The organism is Luteolibacter arcticus (assembly GCF_025950235.1).
Lineage (GTDB): Bacteria > Verrucomicrobiota > Verrucomicrobiia > Verrucomicrobiales > Akkermansiaceae > Haloferula > Haloferula arctica.
The window spans coordinates 273699-289209 of sequence record NZ_JAPDDT010000001.1 but is presented as its reverse complement, the minus strand read 5'-3'; the positions used below and the strand labels follow the sequence as shown (position 1 = coordinate 289209).

16 protein-coding genes are annotated in these 15511 nt (G+C 62.8%); 10 read left to right on the top strand and 6 right to left on the bottom strand.

All coding sequences use genetic code 11. The features are described from left to right. The first annotated feature begins 28 nt into the window (after positions 1 to 28). The 5 genes from OKA05_RS01170 to OKA05_RS01150 all read left to right on the top strand — a co-directional run bounded on the left by OKA05_RS01170 (position 29) and on the right by OKA05_RS01150 (position 4305). Entirely contained in the window at positions 29 to 361 is a 333-nt protein-coding gene (locus OKA05_RS01170) for a low molecular weight protein tyrosine phosphatase family protein (RefSeq protein WP_264485252.1), read from the top strand. Positions 362 to 437: 76 nt separating this feature from the next. Then, on the top strand, positions 438 to 776 hold the full coding sequence (locus OKA05_RS01165) for a hypothetical protein (protein ID WP_264485251.1): 339 nt from the start codon (positions 438 to 440) through the stop codon (positions 774 to 776). Next, positions 773 to 1177, top strand: coding sequence for a DUF1697 domain-containing protein (locus OKA05_RS01160; RefSeq protein ID WP_264485250.1), 405 nt, complete (start codon positions 773 to 775; stop codon positions 1175 to 1177). Before OKA05_RS01165 ends, OKA05_RS01160 begins: the two co-directional genes overlap by 4 nt. Positions 1178 to 1283: 106 nt before the next feature. After that, on the top strand, positions 1284 to 2630 hold the full coding sequence (locus OKA05_RS01155) for a basic secretory protein-like protein (protein ID WP_264485249.1): 1347 nt from the start codon (positions 1284 to 1286) through the stop codon (positions 2628 to 2630). Positions 2631 to 2946: 316 nt separating this feature from the next. Then, positions 2947 to 4305, top strand: coding sequence for a DEAD/DEAH box helicase (locus tag OKA05_RS01150; RefSeq protein WP_264485248.1), 1359 nt, complete (start codon positions 2947 to 2949; stop codon positions 4303 to 4305). Between the two features lie 337 nt (positions 4306 to 4642). Here OKA05_RS01150 and OKA05_RS01145 read toward each other — a convergent pair whose 3' ends face one another. Then, positions 4643 to 5755, bottom strand: coding sequence for a nucleoid-associated protein (locus tag OKA05_RS01145; protein ID WP_264485247.1), 1113 nt, complete (start codon positions 5753 to 5755; stop codon positions 4643 to 4645). 111 nt (positions 5756 to 5866) lie between these two features. On the opposite strand from OKA05_RS01145, the gene OKA05_RS01140 reads away from it, so the two are divergent. After that, a complete protein-coding gene (locus OKA05_RS01140; RefSeq protein ID WP_264485246.1) occupies positions 5867 to 6289 on the top strand; it encodes a hypothetical protein in 423 nt (140 codons plus the stop codon). Between the two features lie 7 nt (positions 6290 to 6296). Here the strand turns inward: OKA05_RS01140 and OKA05_RS01135 are convergent, their stop codons facing one another. Continuing rightward, positions 6297 to 7301, bottom strand: coding sequence for a methyltransferase (locus tag OKA05_RS01135; RefSeq protein ID WP_264485245.1), 1005 nt, complete (start codon positions 7299 to 7301; stop codon positions 6297 to 6299). Positions 7302 to 7416: 115 nt separating this feature from the next. On the opposite strand from OKA05_RS01135, the gene OKA05_RS01130 reads away from it, so the two are divergent. After that, on the top strand, positions 7417 to 8202 hold the full coding sequence (locus OKA05_RS01130; protein WP_264485244.1) for a class I SAM-dependent methyltransferase: 786 nt from the start codon (positions 7417 to 7419) through the stop codon (positions 8200 to 8202). Between the two features lie 47 nt (positions 8203 to 8249). Next, on the top strand, positions 8250 to 9116 hold the full coding sequence (locus tag OKA05_RS01125; RefSeq protein ID WP_264485243.1) for a hypothetical protein: 867 nt from the start codon (positions 8250 to 8252) through the stop codon (positions 9114 to 9116). On the opposite strand, the gene OKA05_RS01120 is transcribed toward OKA05_RS01125, so the two are convergent. Further along, positions 9100 to 10161 (bottom strand): response regulator transcription factor, encoded by a 1062-nt coding sequence (locus OKA05_RS01120; RefSeq protein ID WP_264485242.1) that lies wholly within the window; start codon positions 10159 to 10161, stop codon positions 9100 to 9102. The two genes, OKA05_RS01125 and OKA05_RS01120, sit on opposite strands and share 17 nt — an antisense overlap. A gap of 234 nt (positions 10162 to 10395) precedes the next feature. Between OKA05_RS01120 and OKA05_RS01115 the strand changes: the two genes are divergently transcribed. After that, positions 10396 to 10956: a pseudouridine synthase gene (locus OKA05_RS01115; RefSeq protein WP_264485241.1), complete on the top strand. Its 561-nt coding sequence runs from the start codon at positions 10396 to 10398 to the stop codon at positions 10954 to 10956. A gap of 208 nt (positions 10957 to 11164) precedes the next feature. On the opposite strand, the gene OKA05_RS01110 is transcribed toward OKA05_RS01115, so the two are convergent. From OKA05_RS01110 to OKA05_RS01100, 3 genes are all read right to left on the bottom strand, one after another. Continuing rightward, the gene (locus OKA05_RS01110) at positions 11165 to 11668 is read right to left on the bottom strand and encodes a hypothetical protein (protein WP_264485240.1); all 504 of its coding nucleotides are present in this window, start codon (positions 11666 to 11668) and stop codon (positions 11165 to 11167) included. 56 nt (positions 11669 to 11724) lie between these two features. Continuing rightward, entirely contained in the window at positions 11725 to 12651 is a 927-nt protein-coding gene (gene trxB, locus OKA05_RS01105) for a thioredoxin-disulfide reductase (RefSeq protein WP_264485239.1), read from the bottom strand. 246 nt (positions 12652 to 12897) lie between these two features. Next, the gene (locus tag OKA05_RS01100; protein ID WP_264485238.1) at positions 12898 to 13809 is read right to left on the bottom strand and encodes a thioredoxin fold domain-containing protein; all 912 of its coding nucleotides are present in this window, start codon (positions 13807 to 13809) and stop codon (positions 12898 to 12900) included. 98 nt (positions 13810 to 13907) lie between these two features. On the opposite strand from OKA05_RS01100, the gene OKA05_RS01095 reads away from it, so the two are divergent. Then, on the top strand, positions 13908 to 15503 hold the full coding sequence (locus OKA05_RS01095) for a putative Na+/H+ antiporter (RefSeq protein ID WP_264485237.1): 1596 nt from the start codon (positions 13908 to 13910) through the stop codon (positions 15501 to 15503). Positions 15504 to 15511: the final 8 nt, after the last annotated feature.

The following is a 15511-nucleotide window of genomic DNA, read 5'->3' as shown; positions in this document are numbered from 1 at the left end:
GGCCGGTCACCCTGTCGGGGTCTCTTCCGTGAACCCAACGCCGCAGCGCCTCCTGTTTCTCTGCTCACGCAACCGCCTGCGCAGCCCGACCGCCGAGGTCATTTTCTCCCGGGCCGGAGTTGAAACGGATTCCGCGGGGCTGAGTCCTGACGCGGAAGTCATCTTGAGCCCGGAACAGATCGAGTGGGCGGACCTCATCCTGGTGATGGAAGCAATCCATCGCACCCGGCTCAATCGCGACTTTGGCCCTCATCTCAAAGGGAAGAAAGTGGTGGTACTCGGCGTCCCCGACGACTTCGACTTCATGGACCCGGCACTGGTGAAGCTGCTTGAATCGAAGTGTGCTCGTTACTTTCCCTAGCGACAAATCCGTCGCTGAGCCAGATGGCGACAGAAGCTTGCGGGGAAGCGGAAAATCCGTCTAATCCGGGGAACCCGTGAACCCCTACTCGCCGCCAGCAGCCCCATCCTCTCCACCGGCGGAGGATCGTGAAAACGACGCCATCACCGGGGTGAAGGTGGGACACCGCTGCGAGAAATGCGGGAGCACTCATACCTCCGGCGAGGAAGCCCTGCGCCGCAAGCCGAGCATCCTGGCGTTCCTCCTCTTCGGATGGGTGTTCCTCCTGATCCGCACCGCTTTTTCGAAAAGACGCGAACATTGTCACGATTGTGGGGCGGTCCGGATTTACAGGACGACCGGTTCGGTGGTCGCCATGGTATTCCTGCTGTTGCTGGCGATCCTATTCGCGATCGGCTACTTCGCTCCCGCGTGAAAACCTACCTCGCCCTCCTCCGCGGCATCAATGTCTCGGGGAAGAATCCCGTCCCGATGGCCAAACTGAAAGCCAGCCTTTCGGAACTCGGGCTCGCCGACGTCCAGACCTACCTGCAGAGCGGCAATGTGGTTTTCCGGACGAAGAAGTCATCATCGCCCGCCAAGCTCGCCACGGAGATCGAGGCGGTCATCACCCGCGATTTCGGCTACAAGGTCCCGGTGCTGGTCCTGACGGCCGCCGAAATCGAGCTTCGATGCGCTCAAGCTCCCCGCCGCGGAGGGAGAGCGAGCCGTTCTCTCCAAAGGGGTAGTTCTGCTCCACTGCCCGCACCGCTACGGCCGGACCAAGCTCAACAACATGTGGTTCGAAAGAGCGCTGGGAGTAAGGGCAACCACTAGGAATTGGCGGACGGTGCTGGCGCTGCGGGATCTGGCGGGAACGTAAAAATCGGGTGGGAACACGGTTGGCCACTAAACCTTTGCCACTTCCGGTCGTAAGTAACTCGTGAAGCCCACTATCCTCGCCTGCGCCGCCCTGATCGCGGCCTCCCCCACCCTGCTGGCCGCCGCCGAAGTGACCAAGGGTTTTGGCCCCTCGGATGCCGGCTTCAAGCTCGATCCGGTGCTTCCTCCCGCGCTCGACGACGCCGCGGCGAAGGCAACCTTCTCCCTCATCGATGGCGAAAAGGACGGAAACAGCCCCGCCCTGGCCGTTCTCGGTGATGGCAAGGTGCCGGCCGGAGAAGATCAGCCATCGGCCAATTTCTTCTTCGCTGGAGATGGCGGGCGGATCGGCCTCGATCTCGGCAGCCTCATCTCCGTGAAGGGAGTGGCCACCTACTCATGGCATCGCGAGGGCCGCGGCCCTCAGGTTTACAAGCTCTATGCCGCCGACGGGACCGCGAAGGACTTCAACGCCACTCCCAAACGCGGCACCGATCCGAAGACCTGCGGCTGGGAACTCGTCGCCGAGGTCGATACCCGCCCGAAGACCGGCGATGGTGGCGGCCAGCATGCGGCCCAGGTTGCCAACAAGAACGGCAAGCCACTCGGCGAGTTCCGCCATCTGCTTTTCGACATCTCCAAGACCTCCGACAACGGCTTCACCAATACCTTCTTCAGCGAGATCGACGTGCTCAATGCCAAGCAATCGGAAGTCCAGCGGATCAAGCCGCTCGAGAAGATCGTGAAGCAATTCAAGTCCAAGGACGGGAAGTTCCGCTACACCATCGACAGCACCAAGGCACCGGCGCTGACCGAGTGGAGCGAGAAGGAACTGCTGCCAGTCATCGAGGAGTGGTATCCCAAGCTCGTCGCCATGCTGCCGAGCGACGGCTACCGCGCCCCGGACCAGGTGACCTTCGAATACCGCGATGACATGGGCGGCACCCCTGCCTACGCCGCGGGCAATCGCATCGCCCTCAGCGCACCGTGGTACACCGGCCAGCTCAAGAACGAGAAAAACGAGACCAAGGGCTGCGCGGTCCACGAGATGGGCCACGTGGTGCAGAACTACTGGCGCGCCCGCATGACCAATCGCCAGCCGAAGGACACCCCGGGATGGATCACCGAAGGCATCTGCGACTACATCCGCTGGTTCCTCTTCGAGCCGGAGAGCAAGGGTGCCCACGTTCGCGATGTCCGGCAGGCGAAGTACGATGCCAGCTACCGTACCACCGCCAACTTCCTCGACTGGGTCATCAAGGAGAAGGACAAGGATCTGCTCCAGAAGCTCAACGCCGCCGCCCGCGAAGGGAAATACGAGGAGAAGCTGTGGAAGGACTGGACCGGCAAAACCGTGCAGGAACTCGGCGACGAGTGGAAGAAGGCCGTCGAAGACGGGAAGCGCTAACAATGTAGCGTCGCGTCTATGACCGTCGCACTTTGGCGGCACGGGCCGCATCCCCGTGGTTCGATTCGGGAGCCCCACGATGCGGCCTGCCGCCACCAGCTTCCGACCGCCGAAAAATCGAAGCTGCAATCGAAGCTTGCCATGCTGCAATGGCAAGCTACAGTCCCCGCGTCAGCAGCTTTTGCTGACGGGAGCCATTCGACGGTTCCCACCCTTTTCCGGTCTTCATCGATGAGAGATGGTTCGGGGATTACCTGAATGCTCATCGAGAATCCGCCAGCCGCCGGGAATCCGCGCGAGCAGGCCCCCATACCACATGACCCCGACCACGTTCGAGGCGCTGCCGTTGGCCGCGCCCCTCCAACGCGCATTGCGCGAACTCGAGTACACCGTTCCTTCGCCGATCCAGGCACAAGCGATTCCCCTCCTGTTGGAAGGTCGCGACCTGCTCGGATGTGCCCAGACCGGCACCGGCAAGACCGCCGGCTTTGCGCTGCCCATCCTCCATGCCCTGCATGAGAAGCCGCGTGCGCTGAAGCCAAAGAGCGCCCGCACGCTGGTGCTCGCCCCGACCCGCGAACTCGCGGTGCAGGTGGCGAAAAGCTTCACCACCTACGGCAAGCACGTCCGTTTCCGCCAGACCCTGATCTACGGCGGCGTCGGCCAGAATCCACAGGTCTCCGCCATGCGCCCCGGTGTCGATATCCTCGTCGCCACGCCCGGACGTTTGCTCGACCTGATCGAGCAACGGCACGTCGATCTCTCCGGCGTCGAGTTCTTCGTGCTCGATGAAGTGGACCGCATGCTCGACATGGGCTTCCTGCGCGACGTGAAGAAGATCGTCGCCATGATTCCCCAGCAGCGCCAGTCGCTGTTCTTCTCCGCGACGCTGGCGCCAAACATCGTCCAGCTCGCCGAGGCGATTCTGAAGAACCCCGCCAAGGTAAGCATCGAACCGCAGACCACCACCGCCGAGCGCATCGTTCAGACGGTCGCATTCGTGCAGAAGGAGCACAAACGCCACCTGCTGGAAGTGCTGCTCAAGGAGCAGGCCGGTGCGGGCGAAGCGAAGCTCACGATCGTCTTCAGCCGCACCAAGCATGGCGCCAACAAGCTCGCGAAAGGCCTGACCGAGGCCGGCTTCCATGCCGATGCCATCCACGGCAACAAGTCGCAGGCACAGCGTGAAAAAGCCTTAGACCGTTTCCGCAAGGGCCTCACGCCCGTTCTCGTCGCCACCGACGTCGCCGCCCGCGGCGTGGACGTGAAGGATGTGGGACTGGTCGTGAACTATGACCTACCGAATGAACCCGAAGCCTACGTCCACCGCATCGGCCGCACCGGCCGCGCGGGTGCGGACGGTCGCTCGGTGTCGTTCTGCTCGGAAGACGAGTTCGACTACCTGCGCGAGATTGAAAAGGTCATCCGCATGGCCGTCCCGCGCTGGAACGATCACCACTGGCATGCCGAGTCGCTGGTCGAACGCTATCAACGCGGCGTCCGCGGAAGCGTGCCCCATGGTGGATCGTCCGGCGGTGGCCAGCGCCAGTCGCAAGGACGCTCCTCCCAAGGTAAGGGCCGTTCCCAGGGAGGAGGCCGTTCCCAAGGCGAGGGCTACGCTGCCACGGGCAGTGGCAGTGGCGGTCGCCGTCGCGCAGTGGGCGGCAGACGGTAAGACTTTGATTTGGATTCCGTAGGCGCGGTGGTGACACCGCGGAAGCAACCGGTGAGGCTTGCCTTGCCCGTTGCTTCCACGTTCTCAAGGACGCGCCTACGGATCAAACTCGTAGGCGCGGTGGTGACACCGCGGAAGCAACCAGTGAGGCTGGCCTTGCCCGTTGCTTCCACTTTTTCAAAGCGCGCCTATGGATCAAACTCGTAGGCGCGGTGGTAACACCGCGGAAGCAACCAGTGAGGCTGACCTTGCCCGTTGCTTCCAAGTTCTCACGAACGCGCGCACGGATAAAAGTCGCATCCGTTAGAGCGCCCTCAGAAGAGCCGTTCTCCGGCCTTCAGCGCCCAAGTTCCTCGTTGAAGAAGACCTTGATGAACTTCTTCCCCTTCACCTCGTCGTAGCCGCGTTCCATGACGGGCTCGTTTTGATCGGCGAAGGTCGGCTTCACGTGGATTTCCACGCCGGTGTCGAGCTTGACCACGGTGCCGATCCGCTTCCTGGCCTTGCTGACGTCCTTCTTGGAGATCTCGAACTTGTCGTCGAAGCGCTGGCCCTGCTCTTCCTCGACCTTGGCCTTGTGTTCGCGGAACTTCTCCACGGCCTCCGGTGTCCGTAGTACTTCCTCCTCGAATTCCTGGAGGCTGAACTGCGCCTTCTCTTGGAAATAGGCCAACGCACCATTGGCAGTGGTGGTCGCTTCCCACGGCGGGGTGTCGTCGCCCGCCGGCGCGTCTTCGGTCGCGCTTTCCTTTTTCGCCTCCTTCTTGGCCTTCTCCTCCTGCTTCGCGAAGGCGACCGCCATGTCGGTGAACTTGTTGGTCAGGAAAGGGCTGTCGGTCACGGCGACCACGCCAAGGAAATCCCGCACCCAGAAGCGCGAGTCGGAGCCCGATCGATCGAAGGTCAGGACCAGGAAGCCCTTGTTCGGGTGGTGGTTGAGGATCAGGCAACCCTTGTCGATCTTCTCCGGATTGATGCCGTGCTCGGTGTGGAGCTGGAGGTCGCCGTCCCTGGTCGAGATGCTCAGGAAGGGCACCACGCTCTCGGACTTCAGGATGCACAGACCCGTGACCGGATTGCCATCGACCTCAAGGTCGTCGACCCACGCGATGCACAGGTCTCCCGACTTGATGTTCGGGTGATTCGACTTCGTGTAGAGCCGCTTGGCGATGTCGCAGCCCTTTTCGAGCAGCTTCTCCGGATCCTCGAAGATCGCCTTCGCGCAGGAGTTCATCTCGTGCTGGTCGAGTGACGAGTGGTGATGGAAGCGATAACCGGAAAGGCTCTTGAAGGGCTTGAGAAAGATCGCGGTCAGCGTCGAGCGGTCTGCCTCAACGATGGGATAGACCTGCTTCGAGGTCTGCAGCTGCTCTTCGCGCTGCGGGTGACCGATTTTTGCGAGGACGAGCCGGGTGGCGGAGGCGGAGGTAAAGCGGATCTTGGCGGACATGCGATGCGGGGCGGGGACGCTAGGAAGCCGCGGCCCGGGGCGCAAGGACCGGTTGAACCGCTCGACGCAGATGCTAGGATCGACAGCGTTCAACCCTCGAAAAAACCGTAGATGTCATTCCTCCCAGAGCCCGTCCCCCTGTCGGACGAGGGCGAAATCGACCTGATCAAGGTCCAGCGCGTCAACCAGAGCTGGATCGTCCATGGTCACCTGCGGGACACGGCGACGGCTTGGATCGAGCATCTTCAACGGACCGATCCGGAGCGACTTGAGAAATCGTGTTGGCTCGCCCTGTTCCTGACGCGTTACAAGAAGAGCACCCTTCGCGATCCCAAGCCCCTTTTTTATGCCGGGCTGTTCGCATTCGCGACGCGTGACGAGGTGGACCGGTTCCTGGACGGCCACCCCATGACCCGTGCGATCACCCTGCTAGGCCTCGGCGACCCTTCCGGTCTGGACGAGCTGAAGGATCAAGCCCCGGGCCTCGCCACCAGCCTCGCCGAGGAGATCCGGGGAATCCGGGACTGCGAGTGACAGAGGATCACTTGATCCCGATCACCATCGAATCCGGCCCGACCAAATGCTCAACGCGGCAGTCACGGAAGCCCGCCTCCTTCATCCAGCCAATGCAGTCGGCACCGGTGTAGTCAAAGCCACCGGGCGTCTCGATCAACATGTTGAGGCTCATCAGGAGACCGAAGGCGTTCTGCGAGCGGTCGTCATCAATGATCGCATCGTAAACGATCACCGCGCCTCCAGGTGGCAGGGCTCGCCATGCTTTCTCAAGGAGCATCCGCTTCGTCGGCAGATCCCAGTCGTGGAGGATGTGGCCCATCAGGATCACGTCCGTCTGCGGGAATTCATCTTGGAAGAAGTCACCGGCTTGAAATTTCACCCGCTCCGTCAGCCCAAGCCCGGCGATGTATTCCTCGAACACCGTCCCGACAACCGGCAGATCATAGCCGGTACCACGCAGGTGCGGATTCGCCCGCACAATCTGTGCGACCAGATCGCCCTGAGCCGTGCCGACATCGGCGCAGGTTTGATACGATGACCACGGAAAATTCTGCGCGATGGCAAGGTTCGCACCACGGCTGACACCGGTCATCGCACGCAGGAAGCCGCGAAGCCGCTCGGGGTCCGCATAGATCGTGGCAAAGGGTTCCTCGCCGCCTTTCACCTCGTTCTGCGGTTCACCGCTGCGCAACGCGGGGATCAGGTGATCCCAGAACCCGTAGAGCCGCCGGCTGGCCATTTCCAGCATCCCGCCGATGTAGGACGGCTTCGCCTTGTCGAGAAACAACGCGGCTTCCGGCGTATTGCGGTAAACGCCGTCCCTACTTTCCAGAAAGCCGAGCGCCACCAAAGTGTCGAAGAAATCCCGGGCGCCGCGGTCTTGAAAGCCGAGCCGCTGCTTCAGGCTCTCCACGTCGGCCGGAGCTTGGCCGAGAATCGTAAAGACCTCGAGTTCCACGGCAGCGAGCAAGGTCTTGGACGACCAGAAGCCGCTGCCGATTTGAAAAATACGATCGGGGGTGGGATCCATCCGTTTACCTAACATCAGCCCCATCCGGGCCCGCAAGAACCCGCTGCGCGGCTGGGCCTTTCGTTCCAACAATCTGCTCATTGAAATCCGCCCCCGCCCTGCTCGTATCCATGGCATGGCTCGCGTGATTCCCCTGCTGGTTCTCATCTGTGTCGCCGCGATTTCGGCGTGGGCGTGGTTTCGCTCCGCCGAGCCGGTGGTCCTTCCTCCGGAACCGACTCCTCCGCCGCCTGCTGCCTCGGCTCCTGCCCCGGCTGCGGTGGAAGTCCCCTACGTCACCGGCCCGGCCACCCCGGATGGAATCGGCAAGTTCTTCTACGGCCGCGAGATCGCGAAGGTGATGGGGCACCCCGCGATCGGCTGGTTGGAGCGGACCGAACGGGAACAGGAGGAAGCCCCCAGCAAAGCGATCGCCGCCATCGAACTGGCACCGGATGCCGTGATCGCCGACATCGGCGCAGGCTCCGGCTACTACAGTTTTCGTATGTCGGAGAAGGTTCCACGCGGAAAGGTCGTCGCCCTCGATATCCAGCCCGAGATGCTCGATTTCCTGCGAAAGAAAGCGGCGGAACTCAAGATCTCTAATGTCGAACCGCACCTCGGCGCGATCGACGATGTGAAGCTCCCCGCCGCCTCGCTCGATGCGGCACTGATGGTGGACGCGTACCATGAATTCTCCCATCCGCAGGAGATGCTGGCTTCCCTCCACCGCGCGCTGAAGCCGGGCGGGCGGATCTTCCTGCTCGAGTTCCGCGGCGAGGACCCGAAGGTGCCGATCAAGCCGCTGCACAAGATGACCGAGGCGCAGGCGCGACTGGAGCTCGAAGGCGCCGGCTTCCGGTTCGAAGGCAACCTGCGGCCCCTGCCGTGGCAGCACCTGATGGTGTTCGAGCGGCCGTGAGGCTTTCGGGGTTGCCAGTCCCGGGGGCTCCGAGGCCATCCTCCGCCGTGCCCTTTCTCCTGCGCCCGAAGGACAGCTACCTCACCTGCCGCGACCGCGATGATGGCGGTGGTGCCCAGATTTCGGCGCGGCTCTCCACCATGATCTGCGCCCGGCTCAAGGGCCTGACCTACGCCCATAGCCCGGTTTCCGACGTGGCCCACGTGCCGGAGGGAACCACGCCCGCCGCATGGTCGCAGGCGTGGGAAAGCTTCTTCAACCTGGGCGCAGGCGAGGTGCCGGCAGCCGAGATCGAGGGACGCGGCTACCCGATAGTCACGGTCCCAAAACCGCACCGTTTCTTCCCCCGCTCACGCCGCCTGCAGGTGGTGGCGCACTGTCACAAGCTGACCGACCGGCATCCCGAGGCATGGGCCGCCATCGCCCCGCTGATTCGGGAAAAATACCTGCTCTCCCCCAAGCCGGAACTCACTGGCTACGACGACGGCAAGGTGCAAATCGCCGTTCACCTGCGCCGCGGCGACGTGGGAGCCAGCGGCCGCTTTTCCGAGCGGTTTACCGCCGATGAACTGGTGCTCGCCCGGCTCCGGCGTGTGCTCGCCGCGGTGGGGCCGGATCAGGCCACCGTGCGGCTCTTTTCCCAAGGCCAGCCGGACGACTTCCGCGCGTTCACCGAGCTTGGCACCCAGCTCCACCTCGACGACGACGTTTTCGAGAGCTTCCACCACTTCGTCCGCAGCGACGTGCTCTTCGTCGCCAAAAGCACCTTCAGCTACCTTGGTGGAGTAATCGGCGGAAACAATATCTGCCTCTACGAGCCCTTCCGGCACCCCCCCCTCCCGGGATGGCTACCCGCCGACTTCGACGACCCCGCCTTCCGAGGGTCGCTTGATCGCGTCAAAGGCCGCGCTTGAGATCGAGATAGCGGCGCATCGCGGCAATCCGGTTCTCCACGCCGAGCCGCTGGAAAACGGCTTCCAAGTGCTTCTCCACGGTGCGCGGACTGATGCCCAGGATGATGGCAGCCTCGGCGCTGGTCTTGCCTTCGGCGATCCACTCCATGATTTCCCGCTGACGGCGGGTCAGAATCGTCACCGCTTCCTCGCCGACAGGCTCATGCCCGGAGACCGGAAACATCATGATGACCTCGCCGCTGAGCTTCGGCAGGGCGTGGATGAGCGACGGGCCGGCACCCAGATCGAGCGTGACGTCACGCCAATCGGCAGTCACGGGGTTGATCCATGCGTCATCCACGACTCGGTCGATCAATCCCGTTTGATCGGGAGTGAGTTGGCGCACCGCTTCATCCGGCGCCCAGCGGGATTCGGCAAAGGTCACCGCGGCGTGGTTGAGCGGACAAACCTCTGACGATTGATTGAGGAAGAAGATGGCCAACGGAGCACTGGCACCGAAGATCCGCTGCCGGACCACGCGCTCGACATTGTAGGCCTCCAACCGGTCGAGCACACCGCGCACGGTGAGCAGGATCGCATCGAAGCGCTCGCGTGCCTGAACGGTGATCCCGGACCCGGAATAGTAGCAGGTCAAGTAGGCCTTGCGGCGCACTCCGGCGACCAGCAGTCCGAACATCGCATCGGTCATGGCCCAGTCGTCCCCGTAGACCTCCCGGGCAAACTCGCTGGTCCGGTATTCCTCCGGCGAAATGTGATCGCTCATCGCGAAGCCCAGGTCGCCCGGATTGTTGAAATCGACCCGGTTCGTGATCGGATGGCGGCTGGCGAGCCGGTTCATCAAGTCCATCCGCTCTTTCAGGCGTTTTGCAATAGGCCCATGGTTGGAAACCGAGCAAACGCCAACTAGAGGTGAAGATCCGAGGACCACGGCCTCGTCCGTTCCGATCAAACCGGGCAATTTCGCGACGAGCAGATCGACGACATCGTCGAAATTCGTCGCCCGATAGATTGCCTGAGCTAGGTCAAAGTAGGAAGTTCCGAGCACGATTGGGAGAGAGCGTGTAACCGCCGTTACGATACGTAGTCACCCGTAAGTATCAACACGCATTGTTGGAAGTCCGGTTCCATGGCATTAGATTCACAAGTTCAGGGTTGACGCCACCGGCGGAACCCGCGAACCAACAGCTTTCCCTGGGGGGGGAAAAGATGGCCCCGTCGGTCCTTGTGATTGGCGGGGCCATTCACTTTCAATGGCGGCGCTTTCCCGTCTACCTGACTGATGCTGGTCGCCTTTCACAAGCCCTACGGCGTTCTGAGCCAATTCACGCCGGACCATCCGGGGCAGCGGACGCTCGCCGAATTTCAGTTTCCCAAGGATCTTTTCCCGATCGGGCGGCTCGACCAGGATTCGGAAGGCCTGCTCCTGCTAGGAAACGAGCCGCGGCTGGTGGCCCGGCTGCTGGATCCGCGCCACGGCCACCCGCGCACCTATCACGTCCAGGTCGAGGGCCAGCCGGACGACGAGATGCTGCGGAAGCTGGCCGCCGGAGGGATCGACCTCAAGGGCCACCGCACCCTGCCCTGCCAAGCGCGGCTGCTAGACGAGCCGGGCTACCCGCCACGCACCCCCCCCGTGCGTTTCCGCAAGAGCGTCCCCGACCGCTGGATCGAACTCGTCCTCACCGAGGGGAAAAACCGGCAGGTCCGCCGGATGACGGCAGCCGTGGGATTCCCCACACTCCGCTTGATCCGCGCCGCAATCGGCGACCTGAGGCTGGAGAGCCTCGCGCACGGAACCTGGCGCGAGCTGACGGACGAGGATCGCCAACAGCTGGGCTGAGGTCCGGAAGAGAAACCCGGCCCGCTGGGTGCGCGGAGCCTCTGGCCCGCAGAAGCACCTCATCGCTCCGCAGCTCACTCAAGTCCGCCCGAGTGGTCGGAGCCCCCTGATGAAGAGCGGAGTCGCCAAGTGAGTCAGCGGGCCCGAGGCGCCGCGATCCTAGCGGGCTACGCCTTCTTCTGCGCCTCCTGCCCCTTCCCTGCCTATCTCACGGCAAAAACTCGACCCGCAGACGGAGCGGGCACTCGCCTTCCGGAATCGGAATGTCGAGCGGTGCTTCCACGCTGATCTCGGTGCAGCCGTCCTCCAGCTTGCGACGGAAGACCTCACCGGTGCCCTTCCACGGGCCCCGGCCGTTCTTGCGGGCGATCTCGATGCGCTTGCCATCTTCCGTGACCAGATCGACCACGTAGCAAACATCGCGCGGGATTTCCCGCGGCAGCACGAAGGTCATCACCGGCTCCGGCGGGTCGCCAATGAAGGCGAGGGAGGGCAGCTTCTCCCAGGCATCCGGGTCATTGACCGGCGCGAGGTCGAAGGCGTAGGCCATCAAATTCGTAATGCCGTCGGTATCCAGATCGGCTTCCGGCTCGGCAAACGGACCTACCAAACCATTGGCATCCGTCCACTCGAGGTAGCCATCTTGCGCCGACGCCACGGAGAGACCTGCCAACAGCAGGCCGCACGCGGCGACGACGGATTTCCAACACATGAGGCGGGAAAGATAGCTTCCGGATAACAGGCGTCCAGCCCCGAATCGGCCAGCAATCACTCGTGGTCGGCGAGGTAACGCTCCGCCTCAAGCGCCGCAGCGCAACCTTGTCCGGCTGCGGTGACGGCCTGACGGTAGTAGTGGTCGGCCACATCCCCGGCGGCGAAGAGCCCTTCGGTCTTGGTCGTGGTGCGGCCCGGATTCTGCAAAATATAGCCGCCCTCGTCCTTGTCCACAAGGTCGCCGAGGAAGGCGCTGTTGGGCACGTGGCCGATCGCAACGAAGACGCACTTCAGCTCCAGCTCGCTTTCCTCGCCGGTGACGAGATTCTTGATCTTCGCGGCGCGCATTTCACCGGCTTCGTCGGTGAGATACTCGGTGACGGTGGAATTCCAGACCGGTTCGATCTTCGGATTCGCAAGGGCGCGGTCGGCCATGATCTTCGAGGCCCGCAGTTCGTCGCGGCGGTGGATCAGATAGACCTTGCTGGCAAAGCGGGTCAGGAAGGTGGCTTCCTCGGCGGCGCTGTCGCCACCGCCAATGACGGCGACCGGGACATCCCGATAGAAGGCACCGTCGCAGGTGGCGCACGACGTAAGCCCGCGTCCAATCAGCGACTGCTCGTTGGGCAAGCCGAGGTGCTTGGGAGCCGCGCCAGTCGCGATGATCACCGTCCGGGAGTGATGCTCTCCGGAGGAAGTCTTCACCGTGAAGGAGCCGTCGCCGTTCTTCGTGACGCTCTCGACGTTCGCATACTCGATGCGAGCGCCGAATTTCTCCGACTGCTTCTGCATGTTCATCATCAGCTCCGGGCCCATGATTCCCTCCGGAAAGCCGGGGAAATTCTCGACTTCGGTGGTGGTCGTGAGCTGGCCGCCGGGCTGGGTACCGGTGAGCATGAGCGGGGTGAGATTCGCACGGCCGGTGTAGATGGCGGCGGTGTAGCCGGCGCAGCCGGTGCCAATGATGATGACGTTTTCCATGGTCCTTCGAAAGTCGGGGCCGCGGAGTATTCGGGGTGGAAACTCCCCGCGTCAACAGCGGGGAAGCGGGAATCCTCCAATCACCAATCGAAGTGTGTGGAAGAAAGGAAAAGGCGCTACCCACAGCTGCCACGCACTAGGAATGGACAAGTCTTCCGGAAGAACTCCGCCTGTGGCGTCAGCGGTCCTCCTTCTTCAAGCACTCTGATTGGTGATTGGAAGATTGATAATTGGTAATTTTCCCCCTCACCGTATCCCCCGCTTTTCCTTCTGTTGCTGGATCCAGACCCGATCCCCGGCGGAGAGATTCTTCTCATGGGTGCGGACCCTCAGCCCGTCCGGCTCCACGAGGATGATCTGACCCTCCTTGTAAGCCGCCAACTTGGCAAAAATCACCCGCCCGCTTTCATTCGACCAGTCCCGGTAGCCCTTTTTCTCCAACGAAGCCTTCCACGACTTTTGGCGCTGCTGGGCGAGCGAGACGCCTTGCTTGAGCTGCCCCCACAGGAAGTCCTCCTGCCCGGAGCGATAGCTCTTGTAGCGCCCGATGACCTCGCCCGAGGGCGCGAGCACGTGCAGCGAGGGGTAGCCGCTGGCGTTGTATTTCTTCTTCAGGTCCCGGGAGTAAAGCACCTTGGAGGTGGTATCATCGATGTTCTTCCCCTTCACCGACTGATCCACCACCAGGCGCACCGTGTTTTCAGAGGCCCACGCCTCGAAATCACTGCGGGTCAGCAAATTGGCGCTCAAGCTCTTGCAGGCGGTGCTCCGGACGCTGTCGGTGAACCAGATGAGCAGCGGCTTGCCGGTGCGCTTCGACTCGCGGAGGGCTTCGGTTTCGCTGTCCCACCACGGACCCTTCTGCTTCGGCGCGGTGAGCAGTCCATCCAGTTCGGGGAGTTCGGCATCGGGATCGTCGGGATCGGTCCAGACCAGTTCGTCGGGATTGTAGTTTTGGATCGCCTTGACGACTTCGGGAGAAGTATTCCCGCCGGGTTTGATTGCCGAGCCGCCGCCCGCGCGCAAATGCTGCGGCACACCGCCTGGACCAAAGGGACTGGCAGCGGTCTCCGGCTTGTCCTCACCTCCCCCGATGATGCCGCAACCAGGCAACAAAAGCAGGAAGGACAGGACGGGATAGGCACGGAACCAGCGCATGAGAGGGACGCTAGAGCGTCTTCGCCGCGGATGCAATGCGCCCGGTTTCCCTTGCGACAGGAAGCTTTGCGTAGAAACTCCTGCGCCACGCATCTCCCATGAAAGCCTTTGTCCCCCTGCTCGCCGTACTTTTCACCCTGCTGCTGCCGGAAGCGGCGCATGCGGCGGCCCCACACGAGGTCAAGACTCCGGAATTCGTCACCCGCATGGACGCGTTTCCGCAGCAGGAAACCGCGGCGGGAGTCGATGGCATCGGGGCAAAGCTTGCCTTCCGGGCGAAGGAGCAGCCCTTTCTGCTGGTCGCCACGATCATCTTCGTGCTCGCCATCGTCCACACCTTCGCGGCCGTGCCGATCACCAAGCTGTCCCACAAGGTCCAGCACGAGCACGACGAGCGGATCCGCCAGTTGCATGGACAAATCCGTGCCGACGAGAGGGTGAGTTTCAAGGCGACCATGCTCCACTTCCTGGGCGAGGTGGAGGCGATCTTCGGCATCTGGGTGGTCGTGCTGTTAGGCGCGATGCTGTGGTTCTATGACCTCGACACGGTGACCGGCTACCTGAGCGGGGTGAATTTCACCGAGCCGCTGTTCGTGGTGATTATCATGGCGCTGGCCTCGACGCGACCGGTGCTGCGCTTCGCCGAAACCTGCCTGCGCTTTTTCGCCCGCTTCGGAAAGGAAAGCCCTGCGGCATGGTGGCTTTCCATCATGATCATCGGGCCGATCCTCGGCTCGTTCATCACCGAGCCAGGCGCGATGACCATCGCCGCGATGTTGCTGGCGAAGAAGTTCTACAAGCTGAAACCCTCGCTGCGCTTTGCCTACGCCACCCTCGGCCTGCTCTTCGTCAATGTCTCGGTCGGCGGCGTGCTGACGAATTTCGCGGCGCCGCCGGTGCTGATGGTCGCCGCGAAATGGGGTCTCACCACGCCCGAGATGTTTCTTCACTACGGAGACAAGGCGATCGTCTCGATCATGCTCGCGTCCGCCCTCTACTTCGCGATCTTCCGCAAGGAACTGGCTGAAATGGCCGTGCGTGCCGGCGACCACGATGGCGATGGCAAGGGCGACCTCGTCGAGAAAGACCGGCCCATCCCTATTTTTGTGACCCTCACGCACCTCGCCTTCATGGCGTGGACGGTGGCCTTCGCGCACTATCCGCCGCTGTTCATCGGGGGCTTCCTATTCTTCCTCGCGTTCTCGCAAGGCACCGCCCACCACCAGACGTCCATCAATCTGAGGGGACCCATCCTGGTCGGCTTCTTCCTCGGCGGACTGGTCGTGCACGGTGGACTTCAAGGGTGGTGGCTTGGGCCGATCATCACCAGCCTCACCGAATGGCCGTTGTTCCTCGGCGCCACGATCCTCACGTCCTTCAATGACAACGCGGCGATCACCTTCCTCGCCAGCCAGGTGGAGGGACTCGGTCCGCAGTTGAAATACGCCGTGCTCGCCGGAGCCGTGACCGGCGGCGGACTGACCGTCATCGCCAATGCCCCCAATCCCGCCGGTCAGGCACTGCTCGGACGCTTCTTCGGCGACGGTGTTTCCCCCATGAAGCTCGCTGCCGGTGCCCTGATCCCCACCGCCATTGTCGCCGCCTGCATGATGTTCTTCCCGGACCGCGGCATTGACGAAATGTTCGCCGAGCCCCCGACAAAGGAAGTCGCTGTCGAAACCCCTGCCCCCTGATCGATCCA

What these genes read in the sequence shown, in the direction of transcription:
- OKA05_RS01135 (WP_264485245.1), bottom strand. Translation starts at nt 7,301, where the DNA reads ATGGATCCCACCCCCGATCGTATTTTTCAAATCGGCAGCGGCTTCTGG.
- OKA05_RS01140 (WP_264485246.1), top strand. Translation starts at nt 5,867, where the DNA reads ATGTCATTCCTCCCAGAGCCCGTCCCCCTGTCGGACGAGGGCGAAATC.
- OKA05_RS01100 (WP_264485238.1), bottom strand. Translation starts at nt 13,809, where the DNA reads ATGCGCTGGTTCCGTGCCTATCCCGTCCTGTCCTTCCTGCTTTTGTTG.
- trxB (WP_264485239.1), bottom strand. Translation starts at nt 12,651, where the DNA reads ATGGAAAACGTCATCATCATTGGCACCGGCTGCGCCGGCTACACCGCC.
- OKA05_RS01110 (WP_264485240.1), bottom strand. Translation starts at nt 11,668, where the DNA reads ATGTGTTGGAAATCCGTCGTCGCCGCGTGCGGCCTGCTGTTGGCAGGT.
- OKA05_RS01145 (WP_264485247.1), bottom strand. Translation starts at nt 5,755, where the DNA reads ATGTCCGCCAAGATCCGCTTTACCTCCGCCTCCGCCACCCGGCTCGTC.
- OKA05_RS01115 (WP_264485241.1), top strand. Translation starts at nt 10,396, where the DNA reads ATGCTGGTCGCCTTTCACAAGCCCTACGGCGTTCTGAGCCAATTCACG.
- OKA05_RS01130 (WP_264485244.1), top strand. Translation starts at nt 7,417, where the DNA reads ATGGCTCGCGTGATTCCCCTGCTGGTTCTCATCTGTGTCGCCGCGATT.
- OKA05_RS01150 (WP_264485248.1), top strand. Translation starts at nt 2,947, where the DNA reads ATGACCCCGACCACGTTCGAGGCGCTGCCGTTGGCCGCGCCCCTCCAA.
- OKA05_RS01095 (WP_264485237.1), top strand. Translation starts at nt 13,908, where the DNA reads ATGAAAGCCTTTGTCCCCCTGCTCGCCGTACTTTTCACCCTGCTGCTG.